This is a genomic window from Pseudonocardia abyssalis (genome assembly GCF_019263705.2).
Taxonomy (GTDB): Bacteria; Actinomycetota; Actinomycetes; order Mycobacteriales; family Pseudonocardiaceae; genus Pseudonocardia; species Pseudonocardia abyssalis.
Genome location: NZ_JADQDK010000001.1, coordinates 3,321,016 through 3,342,466 on the forward strand (window position 1 = coordinate 3,321,016; position 21,451 = coordinate 3,342,466).

The 21,451-nt window shown below is 71.7% G+C and carries 19 protein-coding genes and 1 pseudogene; 6 read left to right on the forward strand and 14 right to left on the reverse strand.

The window, feature by feature from the left end; genetic code table 11:
• The first annotated feature begins 58 nt into the window (after positions 1–58).
• The 3 genes from I4I81_RS16080 to I4I81_RS16090 all read left to right on the forward strand — a co-directional run bounded on the left by I4I81_RS16080 (position 59) and on the right by I4I81_RS16090 (position 3,546).
• On the forward strand, positions 59–1,117 hold the full coding sequence (locus I4I81_RS16080; RefSeq protein WP_218601554.1) for a glycosyltransferase: 1,059 nt from the start codon (positions 59–61) through the stop codon (positions 1,115–1,117).
• Positions 1,118–1,200: 83 nt separating this feature from the next.
• On the forward strand, positions 1,201–2,214 hold the full coding sequence (locus I4I81_RS16085) for a glycosyl hydrolase family 28-related protein (RefSeq protein ID WP_225925667.1): 1,014 nt from the start codon (positions 1,201–1,203) through the stop codon (positions 2,212–2,214).
• Positions 2,215–2,307: 93 nt separating this feature from the next.
• The gene (locus I4I81_RS16090; RefSeq protein WP_218601552.1) at positions 2,308–3,546 is read left to right on the forward strand and encodes a right-handed parallel beta-helix repeat-containing protein; all 1,239 of its coding nucleotides are present in this window, start codon (positions 2,308–2,310) and stop codon (positions 3,544–3,546) included.
• Here the strand turns inward: I4I81_RS16090 and I4I81_RS16095 are convergent.
• Genes I4I81_RS16095 through I4I81_RS16120 form a run of 6 tightly spaced genes read right to left on the reverse strand, consistent with a single transcriptional unit; the run spans position 3,536 to position 9,876 of the window.
• Positions 3,536–4,006 carry a hypothetical protein gene (locus I4I81_RS16095; RefSeq protein WP_218601551.1) on the reverse strand — a complete coding sequence of 157 codons (471 nt, stop codon included), beginning with the start codon at positions 4,004–4,006 and terminating at the stop codon, positions 3,536–3,538. The genes I4I81_RS16090 and I4I81_RS16095 overlap by 11 nt on opposite strands.
• Entirely contained in the window at positions 3,990–5,099 is a 1,110-nt protein-coding gene (locus I4I81_RS16100; protein WP_218601550.1) for a glycosyltransferase family 4 protein, read from the reverse strand. Before I4I81_RS16100 ends, I4I81_RS16095 begins: the two co-directional genes overlap by 17 nt.
• Positions 5,096–6,442: an O-antigen polymerase gene (locus I4I81_RS16105; protein WP_218601549.1), complete on the reverse strand. Its 1,347-nt coding sequence runs from the start codon at positions 6,440–6,442 to the stop codon at positions 5,096–5,098. Before I4I81_RS16105 ends, I4I81_RS16100 begins: the two co-directional genes overlap by 4 nt.
• Positions 6,439–7,788: a lipopolysaccharide biosynthesis protein gene (locus I4I81_RS16110; RefSeq protein WP_218601548.1), complete on the reverse strand. Its 1,350-nt coding sequence runs from the start codon at positions 7,786–7,788 to the stop codon at positions 6,439–6,441. The genes I4I81_RS16105 and I4I81_RS16110 overlap by 4 nt, the downstream gene beginning before the upstream one ends.
• Positions 7,785–8,645 (reverse strand): glycosyltransferase family 2 protein, encoded by an 861-nt coding sequence (locus I4I81_RS16115; protein ID WP_218601547.1) that lies wholly within the window; start codon positions 8,643–8,645, stop codon positions 7,785–7,787. Before I4I81_RS16115 ends, I4I81_RS16110 begins: the two co-directional genes overlap by 4 nt.
• A complete protein-coding gene (locus I4I81_RS16120) occupies positions 8,638–9,876 on the reverse strand; it encodes a hypothetical protein (RefSeq protein WP_218616144.1) in 1,239 nt (412 codons plus the stop codon). Before I4I81_RS16120 ends, I4I81_RS16115 begins: the two co-directional genes overlap by 8 nt.
• A 403-nt stretch (positions 9,877–10,279) precedes the next feature.
• Between I4I81_RS16120 and I4I81_RS16125 the strand changes: the two genes are divergently transcribed.
• Positions 10,280–11,527 (forward strand): glycosyltransferase 87 family protein, encoded by a 1,248-nt coding sequence (locus I4I81_RS16125; RefSeq protein WP_226363400.1) that lies wholly within the window; start codon positions 10,280–10,282, stop codon positions 11,525–11,527.
• 8 nt (positions 11,528–11,535) lie between these two features.
• Here I4I81_RS16125 and I4I81_RS16130 read toward each other — a convergent pair whose 3' ends face one another.
• The 7 genes from I4I81_RS16130 to I4I81_RS16160 form a co-directional block, all read right to left on the reverse strand.
• Positions 11,536–12,492, reverse strand: coding sequence for a polysaccharide deacetylase family protein (locus tag I4I81_RS16130; protein WP_226363401.1), 957 nt, complete (start codon positions 12,490–12,492; stop codon positions 11,536–11,538).
• A 20-nt stretch (positions 12,493–12,512) separates the two neighbouring features.
• Positions 12,513–13,439 carry a hypothetical protein gene (locus tag I4I81_RS16135; protein WP_225924606.1) on the reverse strand — a complete coding sequence of 309 codons (927 nt, stop codon included), beginning with the start codon at positions 13,437–13,439 and terminating at the stop codon, positions 12,513–12,515.
• A 141-nt stretch (positions 13,440–13,580) separates the two neighbouring features.
• Entirely contained in the window at positions 13,581–14,753 is a 1,173-nt protein-coding gene (wecB, locus tag I4I81_RS16140) for a non-hydrolyzing UDP-N-acetylglucosamine 2-epimerase (protein ID WP_218603820.1), read from the reverse strand.
• Positions 14,754–15,119: 366 nt separating this feature from the next.
• A complete protein-coding gene (locus I4I81_RS31610; protein WP_372478320.1) occupies positions 15,120–15,539 on the reverse strand; it encodes a glycosyltransferase in 420 nt (139 codons plus the stop codon).
• 45 nt (positions 15,540–15,584) lie between these two features.
• A complete protein-coding gene (locus tag I4I81_RS16150; protein ID WP_372453610.1) occupies positions 15,585–16,685 on the reverse strand; it encodes a cystathionine gamma-lyase in 1,101 nt (366 codons plus the stop codon).
• A gap of 221 nt (positions 16,686–16,906) precedes the next feature.
• Entirely contained in the window at positions 16,907–17,911 is a 1,005-nt protein-coding gene (locus I4I81_RS16155; protein WP_218603817.1) for an NAD(P)H-dependent glycerol-3-phosphate dehydrogenase, read from the reverse strand.
• The gene (locus tag I4I81_RS16160; protein WP_218603816.1) at positions 17,908–18,609 is read right to left on the reverse strand and encodes a lysophospholipid acyltransferase family protein; all 702 of its coding nucleotides are present in this window, start codon (positions 18,607–18,609) and stop codon (positions 17,908–17,910) included. Before I4I81_RS16160 ends, I4I81_RS16155 begins: the two co-directional genes overlap by 4 nt.
• A gap of 347 nt (positions 18,610–18,956) precedes the next feature.
• On the opposite strand from I4I81_RS16160, the pseudogene I4I81_RS16165 reads away from it, so the two are divergent.
• Together I4I81_RS16165 and cofC are read left to right on the forward strand one after the other, a co-directional pair.
• A pseudogene (locus I4I81_RS16165) lies at positions 18,957–19,544 on the forward strand (sugar transferase); the annotation flags it as partial.
• A gap of 100 nt (positions 19,545–19,644) precedes the next feature.
• A complete protein-coding gene (cofC, locus tag I4I81_RS16170) occupies positions 19,645–20,268 on the forward strand; it encodes a 2-phospho-L-lactate guanylyltransferase (RefSeq protein WP_218603814.1) in 624 nt (207 codons plus the stop codon).
• Here the strand turns inward: cofC and I4I81_RS16175 are convergent.
• Positions 20,203–21,381, reverse strand: coding sequence for an acyltransferase family protein (locus tag I4I81_RS16175; protein WP_218603813.1), 1,179 nt, complete (start codon positions 21,379–21,381; stop codon positions 20,203–20,205). The genes cofC and I4I81_RS16175 overlap by 66 nt on opposite strands.
• Between the last annotated feature and the right edge of the window lie 70 nt (positions 21,382–21,451).

Here is a 21,451-nt window from a genome sequence, read left to right on the forward strand (position 1 = left end):
GCCCACCACGAGCCCAGCCGGCACTCGCCCGCGGGTCGCGATCGCCCACGATTGGCTGGTGACCTACGCCGGGTCCGAGCGTGTCGTCGAGCAGTTGCTCACCGTTTTCCCCGAGGCGACACTGAGCGCGGCCCTCGTACGGCCCGACCACCTGCCCGAGCTGCTCGGGCGAGCCGAGCCGTCCTTCCTGCAGCGGCTGCCGGGCGCAGTTGAGCACCACGAGTGGAGTCTGCCGCTCATGCCGCTGGCCTGGCGGGCGCGGCCCCCGCTGTCAAACGTCGAGGTCGTCATCAGCAGCAGCCACGCCTGCGCGAAGGCGGTGCGGGTCGCTGACGGGATCCCACACCTCTCCTACTGCCACACACCCATGCGCTACGCCTGGGATTTCAACGGCGAGAAGGCCCGGTTCCCCCTCCCGACACGAGTGCCCGCCCGAGCACTCATGGCCGGGTTCCGCCGATGGGATCGCCGGACCTCCGACCGGGTCACCCGGTTCGTCGCCAACTCCACAGCCGTGGCGGAACGGATCCACCGGTACTACGGTCGCACCGCTGAAGTGGTGCATCCGCCTGTCGACACCGAACGTTTCACTCCCGGTGGCGAGCGCGGCGAGGATTTCCTCTACGTCGGGCGTCTCGTCGGCTACAAGCGCGCCGATCTTGCAGTGGAAGCGTTCGCCGGGCTGCCGCACCGGTTGATCGTGGTCGGCGACGGCCACATGGGCCCGGAGCTGCGAGCCCGCGCAACTCCGAACGTGACCTTCCTGGGCAAGGTTGACGACGCCACCCTGCTCCAGCTCTACCGGCAGTGCCGGGCCATGGTCTTTCCGGCCGACGAGGACTTCGGGATCTCCATGGCCGAGGCACAGGCCTGCGGGGCGCCGGTGATCTCGGTCGATCGGGGCGGCGCGCTGGACATCGTAGAACCCGGGGTCACCGGCTGGCTCGTGCCGAGCGACGATGTGACAGCGCTGCGAGCGGCGGTCCGACGTGCCGCGGTCGTACCGCTCGATCAGGCCGCTGTGCGGACCAGAGCCGAATCGTTCTCCGTCAAGACCTTTCGCCGCCGCATTCGCGCCGCCGTCGACGACGTCATGCAGGACCCTCGCCCCCGATGACCCGAGCAGCTCTGTGGCCGGCGGGGCTGGTCCTGTTCCTCCTCGCCGCGTGCGTGGGGCCCGGTCAGGTGGACTCCGTGGCGATGTCGCCCCTCGCGTTCGGTGCACTGCCCGATGACGAGGTCGACGACGGACCTGCCCTCCAGGAGGCGCTCGACAGTCTCCCGCCGGGGGGCACCCTTCTCCTTCCCCCCGGTCGTTACCTGCACGCCGACGTACTCGTCATGAGGGTGCCCGGCACGACTCTCGCCGGACCGGGCAGCACGCTGACGGCCACCGTTGAAGACCGGTCCGCGTTCGTCGTAGACGCCTCCGACGCCACCGTTCGCGACGTCACGTTCACCGTCGGGGCGACCACCGGTCGGGGGAACCAGCTCGAGCAGCACAAGGTCCTGCTCATGCCGCGGGCCGGCATCACCCTCTCGGCGGTCTCCATCGACGGCTCGGCGGCTTCAGGCGTGTTCGTGTACGGCTCAGACTCATTCCTCCTCGACGACGTACGCATACGCGGAACGCGGGCTGACGGCATCCATATGACCTTCGGCGCTCACGACGGCCGCATCGTCGACGCCGTTGTGAGCGGAACGGGAGACGACGGCATCGCCGTCGTCTCGTACCGCGGCGAATCTGCGGTGCACGACGTGGCCGTCGAGAGGGCCACGGTGAGCGACAACACCCATGGACGGGGTATCTCGGTGGTGGGAGGCCACGCGATCAGCTGGAGCGACATCGAGGTTCGTCGCTCCGCGTCCGCCGCGGTCTATGTCGCCGTTGAAGGCGAACCGCTCGCCACCGCCGACAGCGCCGGCATCTCCGTCGAGCGGGTTCGGATAATCGGGGCGAACACCGTTCCGGCGGTCGACCAGGGGGCTGTACTCGTCTACTCGGGGCCCGCCAGAGGCTCGGTCACCGGCGTCCACATGAACGACGTGGACATCATGGACACGCGAGCGGGCTCGTCGCGCCAGGTGGGCGTGTTCAGCGACGGCGGGACCGTCTCCGAGGTCTTCCTGGACGGCTTCACGATCAGCGGAGGGCCCGACCGCAGGTTCGCATCGAACGTAACTGCGTCGGCCTACAAGCTCATCGGCTGGTGATCCGCCGAGTCGAACCACAGCGACCGATGCCTCCCGCTGATAACGTCTCTCCGAACCGATCGGGAGGGCGAGGCCGTCATCGTGCTCTGCATCATGAGGCCGCTCGTGCTGGTTCTAGCAGTCGTACTCGTGCTGGCCGCTCTCCGGGATGTCGCGCAGCCGTGTCCAGCGGCTGTTGCAGCCCCGACGACGTGCGTTGCCATCTCCGTCGCGGCCGCCTCGCTGGTGCATGATCGCAGCATCATGTCGGACCCGGCCGACGGAACACGTGTGACGGAACAGGACCGCCCACCCTCCGGACGGGTCGTCCGCTTCTCGCAGGCGGACGATGACGACACGACGGTCGCGCTCCAGTCCGCTTTCGACGAACTCCGGCCAGGTGACGAACTCGTGCTGGCTCCCGGGACGTACCGCCACTCCGCTGTCCTGACCATCTCCGTACCCGACGTCGTCGTCCGTGGTGACGGTGCCACGCTGCTCGCCACGACGGAAGGCCGCTCCGCGGTTGACATCGACGCCGACCGGGTGGTGATGTCCGACCTCACGCTCGACATCACGCCCACCACTCGCCGCCACGAGGGCCTGGATCAGCATCGACTGCGCACGTCCGGGCATACCGGTGTGAGACTGCATCGCGTCCGGGTGCTCGGGTCGGCAGCCGCAGGCATCTTCATCGACGGCGGGTCTTCCGACTTCATCCTCGATCACGTCGAGGTGCGCGACACCCGGGCCGACGGCATCCACATCACCGGTGGTGCGCACGACGGACGTGTCACGGACGCGGTGGTGGTCGGCAGCGGCGACGACGGGATCGCGGTCGTGTCCTACGAGCGGGACGGCATGCCGGTGCACGACGTCGAAGTGTTGCGCCCGCGCGTCGAGAGCAACCGCCACGGTCGCGGCCTGTCCGCGGTGGGCGGCCAGGACATCGCGTACTCCGACATCGTCGTGCGCGATTCCGCCGCCGCCGCGGTGTACATCGCCGTCGAAGGCCCGCCCTACTTCACGCAGTCCAGTACCGGCATCAGGGTCACTGGTGGCCGGATCTCAGGGTCCAACCGCGATCCCACAGTCGACCACGGCGCAGTCCTCGTCTACTCGGCACGTCCCGGGTTCGCCGTCAGCGACGTCGTCATCAGCGGTCTGAGCATCTCCGACACCCGCGCATCGGCCTCCCGCCAGATCGGCGTGCTGCCGCAGGACGGCCGCGTCCAGGGCGTGGTCTTCGAAGACATCACAGTGGTGGGTGGTCCGCCCGTCCTGGTCGGTGACGACCGAGACGGCTACCGGCTCGATCGCGTACTGCACAACGGGGTGCCGGTCAGCGGCTGACACCGCTTCCGAAGCAGTCTGCCCGGGCGAACACCGCCGCCATCAGGTCGGACCCGCTCGAGCCAGTCATCGCGACTCGGACCAGCGGCACCGGCACGCGGCTGTTCCACCTCGATGCCGTCGCTCCGTCAGGTACGACGACGATGCTCGTCCAGCGGGCCAGCATCCGTTCGACGAGGAAGTCGTGGAGGCGGGGCGAGCCGGGTTCCGCGATCAGGACTGTGGGGGTCTCTCCCCGAATGACGCGGCGCAGACGTCCGGCTGCGGCACCGTGCAGAACCACGACATCGGCCCCCTTCGGCAGTGGCTCGACGCCGGCGTCGCACACGCGCACCTGCCACCCCTGTGCTCTGTGCGCCGCCGCCAGTTGTCCAGCACCCCCATCGGGTCCGGTGACATGGAGTACAGACAACGGGGAGTCGAAGGGGCTCAGCCCGATACGCTCATGATCGACAGGCATCGACCGCTCCTCTGACAGCGCGTACTGTGGCGGCGGCCACGTCGTCCCAGTTCCGGAACTCACGGTCCCTGGTCGACGCCGATGCCCGTCGGTCGTTCGCGAGCGCCGTCACGACAGCCCGGACCCAACCGTCCTTGTCGCGGCCGGCGACCACGACCGCTCCTGACCCGGCCCCCGCTTCTCCCAGCGCCGGGTCGTCCGAGACGACGAGTGGGGCGCCGAACCGGATGGCTTCCACGGCGGGCAGGCCGAAGCCCTCCAGCCGACTGGGACACAGCACGACCGAAGCGTGCTCGTAGCACCAGCGCAGGGTGCCATCCGGGACCTGACCGAGATGCTGGACCGCCCCGGAATCGAGGTGCTCCGCCCACCTCGTGCCGCGCGCCGCCGCCGCCCACTCTGGTGGTCCGACGACCACCAGAACAGCGTCCCCCACGCGCTCGCGAACCTGTGACCAGGTGTCGACAGCCAACCGTAGGTTCTTGCGGGGATTGCTGTCGCCGACGACAAGAGCGAACCGGCGACCGACCAACTCGGGCACGGGCACGGGCACGGCGTCGTCGAGCGAGCTGGGGGCGGCGAGCGGGACCACCACGGCCTTGTCCGCAGCGGACGGGACGTAGTCGAGCAAGCGGGCCCGTGTGGCGGCGCTCACGCACAGGACGAGGTCGGCGTCGTGGATCGAGGCGAGGTACGGGCGGCGCAACAGCACCCGCTTGACAACGGAGAAATCACCAGGCCGATCGAGCAGCAGCATGTCGTGCACGGTCAGCACCTTCGCCGCTCCCGACGAGCGGACCGGCACGATGTGCTTCACGCCGTGAACCACGTCGACGCCAGCGCTCTGGCCTGGCCCCTGCCACTCGTGCAGCGACCGCAACGCGGTCGGCAGCGTGGGCCGCCGTAGCACATGGGTGGCAGGCACGAGTGCTTCGAGCACCGGTGACCGCCCATCGACCATCAGATGCAGCTCTACGTCGTCGCATCGGGCGAGCGCCCTGGCCAGCTCGACGGTGTAGCGGACGATCCCGCCGCCGCTACCGCTCTCCGGGACGTGGCCCGCCATCAGCAGGTAGCGTAATGCGCTCATCATCGGGTCTCCCGCCTCGCTTCCGGACCGATCACGGCGAAGGTGCGGCCGGTGTCCGGATCGGCGTGGTGCCGCGTCGTCCAGAAGTCCGCCCGCGACAGGGCGAGTGCCACCCCGGACAGGCCGAGCAGCGTCGGCAACGCCCTCCCCTGTGACCAGTACAGATAGCGGGGCAGCTCGAGCAGCCCGAGGAACAGGATCGGATAGAACAGCATCCCTGCCGGGCGCGACGCGAGCGAGCCACAGTGCGCCGCTCCCGCGATGACCCCGACCGCGAGGAAGTACACGAGCCCCCCGATCACGCCCCAGTCCAGGAACGGGTCGGCGATACCCCCGGCGTTGTTGAACTCCGGATTGCCGTAGGTGGCCAACAGCTGCACGTAGTCCGATTCCGGGTCGTGGCCGTCGAGCAGCTGGTAAAGATTCAGCTGAGAGATGCCGGGCGCGGTCCAGAACGCCTCGAGTGTGGCGCGCGGCCATCGTCCGGGGTAGTCGGAGTGCACCAGCTGCAGCGCCCCGTTGTTGAGCGCTGTGGTGTAGTAGCCGGCAAGGCGCTCCACCGCGAACTGGGCGAACGGGACGTCGGTCCGAGTGCGGAAGTAGGCCCAGCTGCGGGTGTACTCGAACAGCGCGAACACGCCGACCACGACGGGCACGGCCACGGCGGGCAGCAGCCCGACGGCCGAACGCAGACGCGGACGGACCGAGGCTCCCATTGCCAGCACGGCCACCAGCGGCACGACGAGCTCGAGCACCGCCAGCCGCTCGGTGAGGAAGAACGCTCGCGGCAACGACATCCCGACGACTATCACGATCTTGATGAACTCTGAGCGGCGGGGGCTCCGGCAGAACGCGAGCGCCGACACGATGACGGCGGCAGGCCCGAACTGCGTCATCGTGGTGAGGCCCGGAGCGGTACCCAGCTGCTTCTTGAGGTCGGTGCCGTAAAGCCCCGACGCGCCGAACGAGGAGAGGAGCTGGTCGACCGTCACCCCGCGGGCCGCGCCGAGCACGACGAACGCGGCGTAGCCGAAGGCGGTCAGTACGACAAGTACGGTGCTCGCACGGCGGAGCACGCCGAGTTCGCCGGTGCTCACAGCCGGCCACCGCTCCGTCGACGCCCGGACCGGACTGATCGCGACAACCGCGAGTGCCCCGAGTGCGACGGCCATCCCCCCGCTCAGGAACAGTATGGCGAAGGCACCGTCGAACGCCTTCGGGGTGTTCCACTGGCGACGGAACCCCTCGTCGGACACGTAGGCCGTGACCGCCACAGAGATCGTGACGATCGTCGTGGAGGTGACGGCGGGCGACATCCACCACACGCCGGGCCCGTAGCGGCTCACGCCGGTGTCCCTGCCCCGCGGACCGAAGTCAACGTCCGCCACGCGGCGCGCAGGTCGGCGTGCGGACGCGCCGCTGACCGGACGACCGTGGCGGCCGTGCGCCACTGTGCGACGGCGAGCACCACCGTGGCGCCACCGGCAACCGCGGCGAGCCAGCGGGCGTCCTGCGTGCCCACCGCCCACCACGCGGCCGGAACGGCCAGACCCAGCACCACTAGCGCGGTGACCGCGGCCCGTCGGGCGTGCCCGCTGATGACCAGCACCGCGATGTTGATCCCGAAGCTGGTCTTCGCCAACCCGGCCGCAGCGAGGATCACCAGCATCGGGTACGCCCCGGTCAGCTCGGGCCCGTAAGCCACATGCAGAACGAGCGGACCCGCGGCGACCAGCACCAGCACGGCGACCACCGCAGCCGCAGTCGTCAGCGTCGCAACGGCGGACAGGATCCGGACCATCCGTTCATGCTGCCCGGACGCCCAGAGTCGGGCGGCCGCGGGCATGACCGCGATGGCAGCGAGGCTCTCGACGACGGTGATCTGCAGGGCGAGCACCGCTGCCGTCGCGTACTGCGCCGAGGCCTCGGCGGGCAGACCAGCCGTGGCCGCCCACACCGTGCCCTGACCGACGGCGAACGCCGCCAGATCTGTCGCGAACAGGACTGCGCCCGTCACGACGGACCGGACAACCATCGAGGCGGCGCCCGCACCGTGGATCGTGACGAGATGCCGGGCACGCACCATGCCGATCAGCAACAGCAGGGCGGACACCGCGACGTAGATCCCGATCAGCGACAGGACTGCCGACGCGGACGGCAGCAGGACGAGGACCAGGGTGAGCGGCAGCACGACGGTGCTGCGGACATGATGGGTCATGGCGACCGACCAGCGCACCAGTCCATGTGCGGCGAATACGTCGCTGAGTGTGAGGCGCACGGTCTCGAGCACGATCAGCACCGCCACGCCACAGACGACGAGCAGGTGCCCGGGACGGCCCGCGGCACTCGCGCCGGCCAGCACGGCTACGACCGGAGCGGTGCCGGCCGACAGCAGCAGAGTGGCGAGCAGGTGACCGCCTCCGACCCGTCGGCGTCCCGCGTCGTCGGGCTGGGCCGGGATCAGACGCAGCACGTTCTGGCCCAGGCCGAGTCGCCCGATCATCGGGCCGATGTTCAGCGCGATCAGCACAGAGAGGAACAGAGCGGCGTCGCGTCCGTCGAGTAGACGGACCGCGACGACGGTGACGAGGAAGGTCGACGCCAACCCCGCGATCGCCGTGGGCATCCGCCATCCGAAGCTCCGCCGGAGCTCGCTGGTCGTGTCGGCCGATGTGACAGAGACGTCGGTCACGGCGCCGTCCCCCGCCACCCGGCGACAGTTCCACGGAGATAGGCGAGGTCGGATCTGGCGAGGACGGACCGGCCGCTGACCGCGCGGACCCCCGCACCGGCGAGCTTCCGGGCCGAGTAGTAGACGAGCTGGCTGCGGGACAGTCCGTGGCGGCGCCACAGGTGTCCGTTGCCCACCCCGTAGCGCCGCATCTTGTCGACGAACTCGAGGGTGATCTCTTGCCGGTCGTCGTCCTGGAAGACCGTGATGTCGGGCCGATAGGCGATGGCGCGCCCGCTGGTCAGCACCCGGAGCACCAGGTCGGACTCCTCACCCGCGCCGATGCCGTAGGGCGATCCGACACCGATGGACTCGTCGAAGGGGCCAACGGCATCCACCACCTCGCGCCGCAGGAACAGTGTGCTGCAGATCGTGGTGCGCATGAAGTTCGAGCGAGTCACCGGCATCGGGTGCGTGCGCCAGCGCAGCATTGACGGTCCGCCGTCGGCTGTCGCCTGGCGTGCCGACACCCCGCCCAGAGCCGGGTCGTCCCCTAGGGCGGCAAGCACCCGGGTGACCGTGTCGGGGGCATACCAGCAGTTGTCGTCGGGAAAGGCGACGACCGGCGCGGTGGCCGACCCCAGACCTCGGTTGCGCCCGACCGAAGCTCCTCTCCCGCTCGTGGTCACCGTCCAGGGCCCCCTCAGCGCCCGGTTGCGCACGAGTTCCGCGCACGCCTGATCGGCGCTCTGGTCGACGACGACGAGTTCGATCCGGTCGGCGTCGGCCTGCCGGCCGAGCGAGTCCAGGAACCTGGCCAGCGCGGCAGGCCTGCCGATCGTGGTCACGACCAGCGAGATGAGCGGGGTCTCAAGCACGGGACGTACCGTTCTTCCAGGAAGTGGGCATCGGGACCGACGCGAGCAATGAGCGCCGGGTCAGTGCAGCGGAGATGCGGCCGCCGCCGCTGCCCGCCGCAGCCACCACGCCTGCGGCCTCCGACATCCCGTCGGCGCCCAGCCGGAGCACGAGCACGACGTCGCTGGCATGCGACAGCGATCGCAGCAGCTGCGGGCTGTCGGTGATCGCACTGGCGTCGACGACGACGCAGGGGCTCGTGAGATCCGCGGCGTCGACCAGTTCGTGGAACCGGTCCCCGCCGACCTCGAGCTCCGAGTGGTCCGGTGTCAGGTCGATGACGTTCGGCGAGCCGGTGCGCGGGCCGGACGGTTCGGACGCGTCCGAGAGCCCCTGGGTCTCCTGTGCCGACGCGTCGCCCGACGCGGGCCGGCCGCGCCGCAGTAGGACCGTCGGTCCGTAGTCCGCCGCGCCGGCGGCGATGAGCGAGGCGACCGTGGTCGTCCCGCTGCGGTCGGAGATGCCGGCAGCCACCACGACCCTGCCGGAGATCGGTTGACCGGCGAAGATCTGAGCCACCAGGAGCCGGGCGGTCCGACGGTCCGCGGCAGACAAGGGCCCCTCTCCGACGCCGCCCCGCACCAGGATCTCCGGCTGCAGCACGCGGTCGACGACCGTCAGGACGTCGTCGATGCTCTCCACCCGCGAGGACAGTGCACGCCGACCGAGCAGGACGGCCACCGCCGACAGCCCGCCCAGTGCGAGGCCCAACACTGTGGGCAGCAACCACTTGGCCGATCCGACCGCAGGCGCGGGGGCCGGCGGCTCGATGACGTTGACGCTACCGTCACTGCTCTGCAGGATGACGTCGAGCCGCAGGTTCTGCAGGCGGTCGATCGCGGCGGCGGCGGCGTCGACGTCCGCGTCGGGCCGGTTCAGCTCGGCGAGAGCACGGTCGACCACAGCCAGTGATTGCTCGGTCTGCGAGGCCGCCTGCTCCGCGCGCCGTGCCGAGTACAGATCCAGGGCCGTCTGCACGATCCTCACGGCCTCCTGTTGGGAAGCACTCACCGCCGTCAGCCGCACGACCGACGTCTGGGAATCCTCGACAGCGGTGAAGTCGACCGGCGCCAGGCCGAGCTGCACCTCGACCGCCCTCTTGAGCCCGTCGCCGGCGAGGAAGGCGAGCTCGCCCGAGGTGTACTCCGTGAGTTCCTGCTCCGAGGCGGGTGCACCCTGCAGCGAGGCCAACGCGGGCAACGTAACGGGACTGACCTGAAGGAGCGACGTCGCAGGGAACGTCGGTTGCTGCAAGGACCCGACCACCGCGCCGACCACCCCACCGAGCAGCATCCCGATCAGGATCACCAGGAAGATCGGTCCCGCCGGTCGGTTCCGGCGTCGCGACACCGCCGCCCGACCCAGCCGAAGCGGGGCGACCTGGGGGTAACGAACCAGGGGTGTCGGAGCGACGGACGGTGGGGTGGGGACGCGGGGGACGATGTCGTTCCTCCCGTTCGTCGGAGCAGGAGACGCCGTCCTCATCGACGGTGCATGTGTCGGTGAGGCGCCCGAAGGGGGCCGGTCAGCAGAAGGTGGCGTCATGCCCTTACAACCCATCGTGAGTTCGGACCGCAGAGGTATCGCGGTCGCCGTGCTGACGGCCGTGGCAGCCCTGGGGCTGACCGTCCGCTACGCCATCAAGTTCTGGTCGGACCGCATCCCGGAGACGGCCGCTCCGCCTTTCCTCGGGGGCACCTTCGGAGATCTCCGCGACGCGACATGGCTGCCTGTGCAGGCTGCACTCTCCGGGATCAACCCCTACGACACGGCTAGCTACCTGCAGCTGCACCCCTACACGCAGGACTTCCCGACGTACACGCCCGCCCACCTGGCGCTCTGGCTGCCCATCGGCTGGCTCGATTTCAGTACAGCGATCGTCGCCTACCTGATTGTGAGCGTGGTCGCCATCACCGCCGTCGGATCGTGGGGAGGGGTGAGAGTGCTGCGAACGTGGCGCCCCGGACGCTCCGATCTCGCCACGGTGGTGGCCGCCGCGGCGGCGGGCGTCGCGGTGCTGTGGCTCGCCCGCACTGTCACCGCCGCGGTCGGGCCCGGCCAGCCGTCGGTGGTGTACGCACTGGCGGCGGCACCCGCGGTTCTGGCCGGGCGACACCGATGGGGCAATGCGCTGCTCATCGCGCTCACCTGCCTCAAACCACAGATCGGCCTCGTCGTCGTGCTGATCGTCCTTGCCCAGCGTCGGTGGGGCGACGCGATGCGTGGAGTTGCCATCGCGACGGCCGCCTCGGTGGCAGTCGGGATCGCGATCGGCGGCGGAGTAGCCGGGCTGCCGGCGTTCGTCGGCCAGTTCCTGGCCAACGCCCGGTCTGCGGGCACCGTTCGCGCCGGAGCGGTGACCGTGGAGGAGCGGATCGACGTCGAGGCAGGGCTGCGGGCATTCGGTGTGCAACCGAGCGGACTCGTACTGGCGCTCGTCGCCGCCATCGGGCTCGTCCTGTGCGTGCTCGTCGTCCGGTGGGCCGCCGTCCGGGAGTTGCCCGCGGTCGGCTGCCTGCTCGGACTCACCGTCGGTCTGCTGCCCGTGTACCACATCAGCTACGACGCGATGTGGTTGTTGGTCCCCGCAGGGGTCGCCGCAGCAGAGCTGCATCGGCGCGCTGGTGGATCCTGGCTGGTGCCCTGCTTGCCGGGGCTGCTCCTGCTGACGGCCTCGAGCGTCGTGGCCCGCTGGCACGGGTTCGACGTCCTGCTCGGACCGGGCACCGGCGTATCGGCGCAACGACTGATCATGCTGGCGGGGCTCGTCGCGCTCGTCACCGCCGTAGCAGTCCTTGCCGGGCGCGCCGCCGAGCAGCGGGCGACGACGGTGGCCCACTGAGAACCCGTTCACCGGTTCCGGCCCGCCGTCGCGCCGCGCGCCGTGACTACCGGCAGGAGGGTAGGCAGCTGATCGACCTGGCGGCCCGTGCCGACAACGTCGTAGTGACGACTCATACGATCGAGCACGCTACGGACGAGTACTATCTTCTCCGCCGCAGGCACACCCATACCGGGGAAGAAGTCCATGCCGGGCGCGTCATGCCTGTCGAGTACGTCGGTCGGGTGCAGGAGCATCGACGGGGCTGTGCCGGTCGTCCGGCACAGCCGCAAGGCTGCGTCGAGGTACGCCCGCGCGAGCCACGGGGCCACCTGGTACAGCTGAACTAGGTAGGAGCCGTGGATGGGCACCCGCGCGAACGGCATCGTGGTGACCGGCAGTTCGACGATCGGGCCGCCGTCTGTGTCCCACCGATAGGGCCGAATCGGCGACCGGACGCGGGAGAACCCGCCGAACAGGTCCTCCTGGCCCTTCGCCGGCCGGGTCCCTCTGGGCATGGAGCGGTTGTGGACAGCGCGGGCGATCGGCCCGATCCACGTCGGAAGGGTGCTCGCGTCGTAGCGGTATCCGCGACGGGCGAGCACGGCCAGCAGATCGTCGGTAACGCTGTATCCGGGGCCGCGGAACCCCACGGGACGTGCCGCTCCCGCGGCGACGATCGCCTCTTCGGCCCTCGCGACCTCGTCCTCCATCTGCGACACCGAGTACAGGTGTAGCCACGGCTCGTGGTGGAAGGAGTGGTTTCCCACCTCGTGCCCCCCCGCGGCGATCGCCCGAACGGCCTCGGCCCCGTCGTCGCGGACGGCATCGGCCCCGACGACGAAGACGGTGGCGGTGATGTCCTGCTCACCGAGCAGGTCGAGCAACCTTGGCACCGCCCGCGCCAGGAAACTCGGCCATGACTCCCACGCCGAGTCGCCGTGCGTCTTGAGGTAGGACCACAGGTTGTCGAGATCGATCGACACACTGGCCACAGGACGTTCCATCACGCGGGGCCGTCCACCGCGACGTCGCGGGCGTCCGGCACACCAGCCCGGGGTCGGTCCCGTCCCCGCTGAGGTACGGCGACTTCGCAATGGGCGGCGGAGCCGGACCGGGCGGGCCTTCCGACCACGGCCATGGCGACGACGGCGGCGACGACGAGGACCAGGCCGAGGGCGACCCACGCCTCACGACCGGGAGCGATCCGGTCGCCGAGCGCAGCCAATCCGACGACCGATGCGACGACGACGGTGGTGGCGTCCATCGAGGCCGCCGTGGCGGTGGCGGAGCCGCGCTGCAAAGCGGTGGCCAGCATCGTCTGCCCCAGCAGGGCCGCCGCGACCATTACCCAGGCGAGTGGCTGGAACGGCAACTCCTGCAGCGGCCCCGCAGCAAGCGGGCGACTGGCCAGGGCCAGTCCTGCGAACGCGACCCCGGCCAACACGCCCATCGCGACGGCGCCCCGGGTCCCGGCCAACCTGGCCGCCGGAACGGCGATGAGGGCGGCGACGACGATCACGCCGAGAATGACGAAGCCGACAGGTGCGGGCATGTCGGCGGAGATCGAGGGCTCAGACGCACCGATGAGCAACAGCAGCCCCGCTGCCAGAACGGCGAGTGCGACGATCTCACCGCGCCCGATCCGCCATCCCAGCAAGGTGGTACCGAGCAGTGCGGCCAGCCCGACCGCTGACGACGAACCCGCCTGGACCAGATAGAGGGGGAGCGTGGCACGCGCGATGAAGGCAAGCAGGAAACCGAGTACCTGGCTGCCGAACCCGACCAGATAGACCCTGTCTGTCGCCAGGCGGACCAGTAGACCGGGGTCGATCGTTGCGCGCTGCTCAGCACGCCGAGCAGCCACGGTCTGCGCGACTATCCCCACCGCGGACGCCGCTGCGGAGAGGACCAACACAAGGTATGCGAGCATTCACCGCTCCACGTCAGAGGCGTTCCGGGACTGAGTCGACACGGCGACGGCGACGGCGACCCGCCTCTTTCCTAGTCGGACGCACCCGACCAGGCGTTACTGCGGTCGGCCCAGTGCCGGAGCCGCCGGGCATCGCCCTCGTCACAGTGTCAGGTCGACGGGTCGGTCGCCCATGCCGAGGATCCACGCGATCGCTCCGGCTCCGCGCTCCGCCGCGCGGCCGTCGCCGAACGGGTTGCCGGTGCGCGGGGGCTCGTGCTCACCGTCGAGCACGCCCTTGGCCGCGGCCACGATGCGCGCGGTGTCGGTGCCGACGAGCTGCGCCCACCCGGCGTCGACGGCCTCCATGCGCTCGGTGACGTCGCGGAGCACCACCACCGGGACCCCGAACGACGGCGCCTCCTCCTGGATACCGCCCGAGTCGCTGAGCACCAGCGCGGCGCGGGCGAGGAGGCGGCACAGCTCCGGGTAGGGCAGCGGGTCTGTGACGACGACGCGCGGGTGGTCGCCCAGCGCCGCATCGACCTGGGCGCGGACGGCCGGGTTGGCGTGTGCGGGCAGCACGCAGAGCAGGTCCGGATGGTCGTCGACGACCTGGCGGGTCGCGGCAAGGACGTTGTTCAGCGGCGCCCCCCACGACTCGCGGCGGTGCGCGGTGACCAGCAGCAGGCGCGACCGCCCGCCCGTCACCGCGTCGTGCACGGCGGCCAGGCGGGGGTCCCCGGGCGCCGGGGCGTCGGCGGCCGTGACGCCGGCGGCCACCTCCAGCACGGCGTCGACGACGGTGTTTCCGACGAGCAGCACCCGCTCGGCGGCCGCCCCGACGGCCGCCGCCTCGGCCCGCAATGCGGCGGCGGCGCGGGCGGTCGGCGCGAGGTGCAGGTCGGCGAACACCCCGAGCAAGCGCCGGTTGGCCTCCTCCGGGAACGGCGCGGCCAGGTCGCCCGAACGCAGGCCGGCCTCGAGGTGCACGACGGGGATCCGGCGCCACATCGCGACCAGGCCCCCGACGAGCGCAGAGGTGGTGTCACCCTGCACGACCACGGCGGCCGAGCCCGCGGCGAGCACGGCGTCCAGCGCGGAGGTCAGCTGCGCCGCCAGCTCGGACTGCTCGCCGGTGGTGCGGTGCAGCTTGCAGACGACGTCGGGCTCCAGCCCGAACGCGGCGAGCGCCTGTGCCACCATCGTCGGGTGCTGTCCGGTGGCCACGAGCACCGGCTCGAGCACCCCGGCCCGGCGCAGTGCGAGCGCGAGCGGCGCCATCTTCACCGCCTCGGGGCGCGTGCCGACGATGAGGTGCACGACGGGGGGCATGGCGGACCTCCGGGAGCAGGTGCGAACACTGAGCACCTCGCCATCGGGGGTCCGAACGTTTCGGCCGACCGGCGTGACGGCCACTACCCCGTCCGGCACAAGCCTGCCCCGTCGCCGTGCCGGCCGCGCACGCGAGTGGACGCGCCAGCCTGCAGCGACCACCGCCACCGTCAGGTCGGTGTCCTCGGCGAGGTGTCGTCGCTGACGCGGGGAGCGCCGAGCGGCGGAACGCCCCGATCGCGCCGGGTACAGGCGGCCTGCAGCCCAGCAGGTCGTGAGCATGGCGGTCGAGGTCGAACCCGATGACACAGTCGATCTGCTGCATGCGGATCACCAGCCCCGGAGGTCGGCCACCGTGACGCTGCCTCACACCGCCCCGACCTCAGGATCGGGCGAACGGTCGCACCAGCCCGCATCTAGCGCGGTTCGACGACGGTATCGCCGTCCATCATCACGATCAGGTCGTTGCGGGCCGGCGCGATACCGGTGTTCGGGGCGACGGGCGTGCCCGCGTCGGGCCGTCACCACGCGGACGCCCGGCAGCCGCAGGCCCCGCACGATGTCAGCGGTGTCGTCGGTGGAGCCGTCGTCGACTACCACGGTCTCGATGGGGTGGTTGCTCGCAATCAGCGACCGCGGTGGCCGCGATGCACACCCGCTCGTTGGGCCCGGCACGATCACCGATGTTGGCCGCGCCACCGGCGGCCCCCACGAGTGCGCACCCACCCGACCCTTGCGGGAGTGCCGCCGGGCCAGCACGGTGGCCACCGCGAGGCAGAGCAGCACCAGCAGCGCGACATCCAGCAGCAGCCACGAACGGCTGACGCCGATTCAGCGGGTGATCATGTCCAGCGCCGCACGCACGTCGGCGACGAGGTCGTCCGGGTCCTCGCACCCCGCGGAGAACCGCAGCAGCCCAGGAGCCACCGCGTCGCCCCAGCGGGCGCGGCGGTCGGCGGTGCTGCGCAGCCCGCCGAAGCTCGTGGCCGAGCCGACCAGGCGCGACGCCGCGAGGAACTCCTCCACCGCCCGCTCCGAGGCCAGCGTGAACCGCAGGACCCCGTTCCACCGGCGCATCTGCCGGGACGCGACGGCGTGGGCGGGGTCGCCGGGATGCCCCGGCCACCGGACGTCGGTGACGTCGGGGTGGGCGAGCAGGGCGTCGACGACGGCGCGCGCGTTGCCGGACTGACGCTCCAGCCGCAGGTCGAGGGTGCCGAGCCCGCGGTGGGCCAGCCAGGTCTCCATCGGTCCCGGGACGGCCCCGCCCCGCGACCGCGCCTCGCGCAGGGCTGCGGCGAGGGCCGGGTCACGTGTGCTGACGTGGCCGAGCACGACGTCGCCGTGCCCGGCGAGGGCCTTCGTGTCGCTGGCGACCACCAGGTCGGCACCCAGGTCGAGCGGGCGCTGCCCGAGCGGCGTCGCCGTCGTGTTGTCGACGGCGAGCAGGGCGCCCACCGCGTGCACGGCGTCCGCGGCGGCGACGATGTCGGCGACGTCGAGCCCCGGGTTCGACGGCGTCTCGACGAGCACGAGTGCCGCCCCGTCGAGCCCCGGCCACGGCCCGGCGGTCGGCACCTCCCGCACCTCGACGCCGAGCGGGGCGAGCTCGGCGTGCGCAAGCGAGCGCGCGAGGTAGTAGCCGTCCGACGGCAGGACCAGCGCGCCGTCCGCGGCGCGCAGCCGGAGCACCGCCCCGATCGCGGCCATCCCGGAGGCGAAGAGCACGCACTCGCCACCGTCGAGGTCACCGATCGCCGACTCCAGCGCCCGCCACGTCGGGTTGCCCGCGCGACCGTAGAAGTCGGTCGCCACGGCGTCGCCGGTGCCGAGGTCGAAGGTCGAGGACAGCACCGGCCCGGGGTGCAGCGGCTCCCCGACGCCGACCGGTGGATGGCCCCCGTGCACGCACCGCGTCCCGTCCCCGATCACCGGAACCACCCTACGGCCGACGATCGGCTCCCGCCGCACGCCACGGTCCCGCCGAGCGTCCGGGACGCGTGGCCGGTGTCCGGCCCGGCCTCGACCACCGTCTCGGCACGTTCCCGGCCGTCCCCGGGCCGGCGACTCGCCCGACCGGTGATCAAGGCAGGTCCCGTGTGCCCGATCCGGTGACCGGCCCGACCAGGGCACTGACGCGCGGCCCGCGCCGATCACTCCGGCCGCGGCGCCCGGCTGATCAGCTCCTTGCCCATCTCCGCGACGGACAGGCCCTCGTGGCACACCCGCCGCACGGCGTCGGCGATCGGGAGCTCCACCCCGTACCGCGCCCCCAGCTCGCAGATCGACGAGCACGACTTCACGCCCTCCGCGACCTGCCCGTGGTTGGCCGCCTCGGCCTGCGCGAGGGACTCCCCGCGCCCCAGCCGCTCCCCGAACGTGCGGTTGCGCGACAGCGGCGACGAGCACGTCGCGACCAGGTCGCCCAGCCCGGCGAGGCCCGCGAACGTCATCGGGTCGGCCCCGAGCGCGCCGCCGAGCCGGGCGACCTCGGCCAGCCCGCGGGTGATCAGGGACGCGCGCGTGTTGTCGCCGAACCCCATGCCCGCGGCCATCCCGGTGGCCAGCGCGATGACGTTCTTGCCCGCCCCGCCCAGCTCGCAGCCCACGACGTCGGTGTTGGTGTAGGAGCGGAAGTAGCCGGTGGTGCAGGCGTGCTGCAGCGCGACGGCGCGGTCGTGGTCGGAGCAGGCGATCACCGTGGCGGTCGGCTCCTCCGCGGCGATCTCACGGGCCAGGTTCGGCCCGGACACCACCGCGACCTGGTCGGGCGTGACACCCGCGACCTCCACCACCACCTCGCTCATCCGCTTGAGCGTGCCCAGCTCGACGCCCTTCGCCAGGCTGACGAGCGTGGCCCCCCTCGGGAGCAGGTCGCGCCAGCCCGCGAGGTTGGCGCGCAGCGTCTGCGACGGCACCGCGAGAACCACCGCGTCGACACCGTCGAGGGCGAAGGCGGCGTTCGTCGTGGCGGTGAGCAGCCCCGGCAGCTCGACGCCGGGCAGGTAGTCGGGGTTGAGGTGCCGGTCGTTGATCGCGGCCGCGACCTCGGGCCGCCGGGCCCACAGCGACACCTCGCGCCCGGCGTCGGCCAGCACCTTCGCGAACGCGGTGCCCCAGGACCCGGCCCCCAGCACGGCGACCCGCCGGACGGTCACGACGCCCGCTTGTAGAACGTGACGGGCGCGGGTTCCCCACGCACCTCGGCCAGCAGGTCGCGCACCCGCACCATCAGCAGGTCGGTGACCTCCCGCAGCAGCGCCGAGTCGACCGGCCGCCCGCGGTACGCCGAGAGGTCGACGGGCTCGCCGCAGCGCACCGTGATCGGCCCGCGGGGCAGCGGCCGGAACTTCTTGTTGTAGCCGTCGAGCACGCGGTGGGTGCCCCAGTGGACCATCGGCACGACCGGCACGTCCGACGTCAGCGCGAGGCGGGCCACGCCGGTGCGCGCGTGCATCGGCCAGGTCTCGGGGTCCCGGGTGATGGTGCCCTCCGGGTAGATGATCACGACCTTGCCCTCCTTCAGCGCCGCGGTGCCGTCGCGCAGGCTCTGCTGGGCGTCGGCCGACTCGCGGTAGACCGGGATCTGCCCGCTGCCCGCGAGGGCCTGGCCGAGCACCGGCACGCTCCACAGGCTGTGCTTCGCGAGGAACCGCGGCACCCGCCCGGAGCGCTCGACGATCAACCCGGAGAAGATCGGGTCGAGGTGCGAGATGTGGTTGGCCACGATCAGCGCGCCGCCGGTGGCGGGGATGTGCTCCCGGCCCTCGTAGCGGCTCTGACCCGTGAGCCAGCCGATCGGGTAGAAGAAGACCGCGCAGAACGCGATCCAGAAGCCGCGCTTCTCACGCCTCACCCAGGTCCTCCTCACGACGTGCACAGATCCTGACCGAAGTGTCCCCGTTGACCAGCCCGGAGGTCCACCTGGCCCCGATCGTGGGGATCTTTTTCGCCGGGCCGCGCAACCTCCCCCGGGACGAGGCGTCATGAGAGGTGAGGACGTTGTACGGCAGTACCCGGCTAGGACGAAGGACAGTGATGACGGCCGCTATGCAGACCGCCACGGTGCACCACCTGAACGGGCACTCCGAGCTGCACGAATCCGTGCGGACGGTCCCGACGCTGCGGCTCGTGGAGAACCCCGCGCCCGCCGCCGTCGACACCCCGCTGGTCCCCGGCCGCGCCGCGAGCGGGTTCGTCGGGATCGCGAAGATGGTGGTCGACGTCACCGCCACCGCGCTGCTGCTGCTCGTCGTCGCGCCCGTGCTGCTCGTCGTCGCCCTCGCCGTGAAGGCCGACGGCGGCCCCGTGTTCTTCCTGCAGACCCGGATCGGCCGCGACGGCCGGACGTTCCGCATGGTCAAGTTCCGCTCGATGGTCGTCGACGCCGAGAAGCACCGCGCTCTCCTGGCCGCCGACGACGAGGGTGCCGGCCCGCTGTTCAAGATGCGTCGCGACCCGCGGATCACCCGCGTGGGCGGCCTGCTGCGCCGCTACTCCATCGACGAGCTCCCCCAGCTGTTCAACGTCCTGAACGGTTCGATGTCGCTGATCGGCCCACGGCCCCCGCTCCCGCAGGAGGCCGAGACCTACACCGCCGAGGAGCGCCGCCGCCTGTCGGTGCGCCCGGGCATGACCGGCCTGTGGCAGGTCAGCGGCCGCAGCGACCTGTCGTGGGACGAGTCGATCGCCCTGGACCTGCGCTACGTCGACGAGTGGAGCCTCCGCCTGGAGATGCAGATCGTCGCCGGCACCGCCCGCGCCGTCCTCGGCGGCCGCGGCGCCTACTGACGCCCCGCGAGTCGCGGTTCCTCCGCCCCCGAGTCGCTGGTTCTCCGCCCCCGGGTCGGGGACCGGGCGGTTCACCGCCCCGCGGTGCGACGATGGACCCGTGGATCTGGTGGTGCCGGTCAAGCGACTGGCCGAGGCGAAGACCCGGCTGCGGGGTGCGGCCGGTGACGATCCCGCCGCGCACGCACGCCTGACCCTCGCGCTCACCCACGACACCGTCGCCGCCGCCCGCGCCGCCCGGCTGGTCCGCCGGCTGATCGTCGTCAGCTCCGACCCGGTCGTGGCCGCCGAGCTCGCCGCCGTCGGCGTCGAGGTGGTCCCCGACGGACCGCTTCCCGGCCTCAACGCCGCCTACGCCCACGGCGCCGAGGTGCTGCGCTCCCGGCGTCCCGACGGCCCGGTGGGCGCCCTGCAGGCCGACCTCCCCGCCCTGCGTCCCGACGAGCTCGACGCCGCGATCGCGGCGTCGGCCGGGCACGCCAGGGCGTTCTGCGCCGACGCCGACGGCACCGGCACCACGCTGCTGCTCGCCGCCGAGGGCGTCGCCCTGGACCCCCGCTTCGGCGTCGGCTCGGCGGTCGGGCACGCCGCGTCCGGCGCGGTCGCCCTGACGGGTGCCTGGCCGGGCCTGCGCCGCGACGTCGACACCCCCGACGACCTACGTGCGGCCGCGGACCTCGGGCTCGGCGAGCACACCCGCGCGGTGACGGTCCCCTGCCGCTGAGGCGGCCCGGTGCGCACCCGCCCGCGGTGCCGGCACCGCGATCCGCTCCGCCCGCCGCGGCCGGGGCGCCTGGTCGTGCAGCAGCGTGATCAGCGGCTTCTCCGCCCACCGGTGGAACAACAGCCCCGCGGCGACGGTCCCGGCCGCCACCACCACCAGCAGCACGGACCGCAGCAGCAGCCCGGCCTCGGCGACGACGATCCCCAGCCCGATCCCGAGCACCTTCAGCACCGGCACGTGCACCAGGTACAGCGAGTACGACGCGTCACCGGTGGCCACCAACGACCGCGGCGCCGACCAGCCGTACCGCAGCTCCCCGCCGACGACGCCGTAGACCAGCACCGTCATCGGCAGCCCGATCGTCGCGAGCCGCAGCCAGCCCTCGGCGGGCCCGCCGTCCGGCCCGAGCACCGCGGCGACGGTCAGCAGCGCGACCCCGGCCGCGCAGAGCAGCGACGGCGCGACGAGCCGCCCGGCCAGGACGACCGCCGCCAGCGCCACACCCAGCACGAACTCCAGGTTGCGCGGGCTCAGCAGCAGCCCGACCCAGACGTTCGACGACGCGTCCTCCAGCGGGGAGAGCGCGACGATCAGCACCACCCACGCTCCGAGCACGCCCCACAGCCACGATCGCCGCACCAGCAGTGTCACCGCGAGCACGACGTAGAACAGCATCTCGTAGACCAACGTCCAGCCGACGAGCAGCAGCGGCAGACCCTCCTGGGGCAGCAGCAGGAACGACGCGAGCACGTCGGGCCGGACGTCCTCGCTCGAGTTGACCATCTCCGGGCGCCACAGGAAGACCGCGAGGATCGCCGCCGTGACGAGGAGGTAGCACGGGTAGATCCGGGTCACGCGCCGCAGCAGGAAGGCCGAGGCCGGCTGGACGCCGCTCGCCAGCCGCCGCGTCGTGACGGCCATGATGAACCCGCTGACCACGAAGAACAGGTCGACGCCCATCGGCCCGGCGTGCTCGGTCCAGCCCAGCAGCGCGGGCGACCCGAAGAGCTTGTCCTCGAACCCGGTCGGGCCACCGAGGTGCGCGCCGACCACGAGGAGTACCGCCACCGCCCGCAGGGCCTGGACCGTGCCGAACTGTGGTGTGGAACTCACTCCCGCCATTCACCCACTGTTCATCCTGCGTCACCACGGGCCAGAGTTCACCCGGAAGCGTGCGGCGGGA

Excerpts from the sequence above, each read along its gene's own strand:
- I4I81_RS16085 (WP_225925667.1), top strand. The coding sequence starts at position 1,201 with ATGTCGCCCCTCGCGTTCGGTGCACTGCCCGATGACGAGGTCGACGAC.
- I4I81_RS16090 (WP_218601552.1), top strand. The coding sequence starts at position 2,308 with ATGAGGCCGCTCGTGCTGGTTCTAGCAGTCGTACTCGTGCTGGCCGCT.
- I4I81_RS16095 (WP_218601551.1), bottom strand. The coding sequence starts at position 4,006 with ATGCCTGTCGATCATGAGCGTATCGGGCTGAGCCCCTTCGACTCCCCG.
- I4I81_RS16100 (WP_218601550.1), bottom strand. The coding sequence starts at position 5,099 with ATGATGAGCGCATTACGCTACCTGCTGATGGCGGGCCACGTCCCGGAG.
- I4I81_RS16135 (WP_225924606.1), bottom strand. The coding sequence starts at position 13,439 with ATGCTCGCATACCTTGTGTTGGTCCTCTCCGCAGCGGCGTCCGCGGTG.
- wecB (WP_218603820.1), bottom strand. The coding sequence starts at position 14,753 with ATGCCCCCCGTCGTGCACCTCATCGTCGGCACGCGCCCCGAGGCGGTG.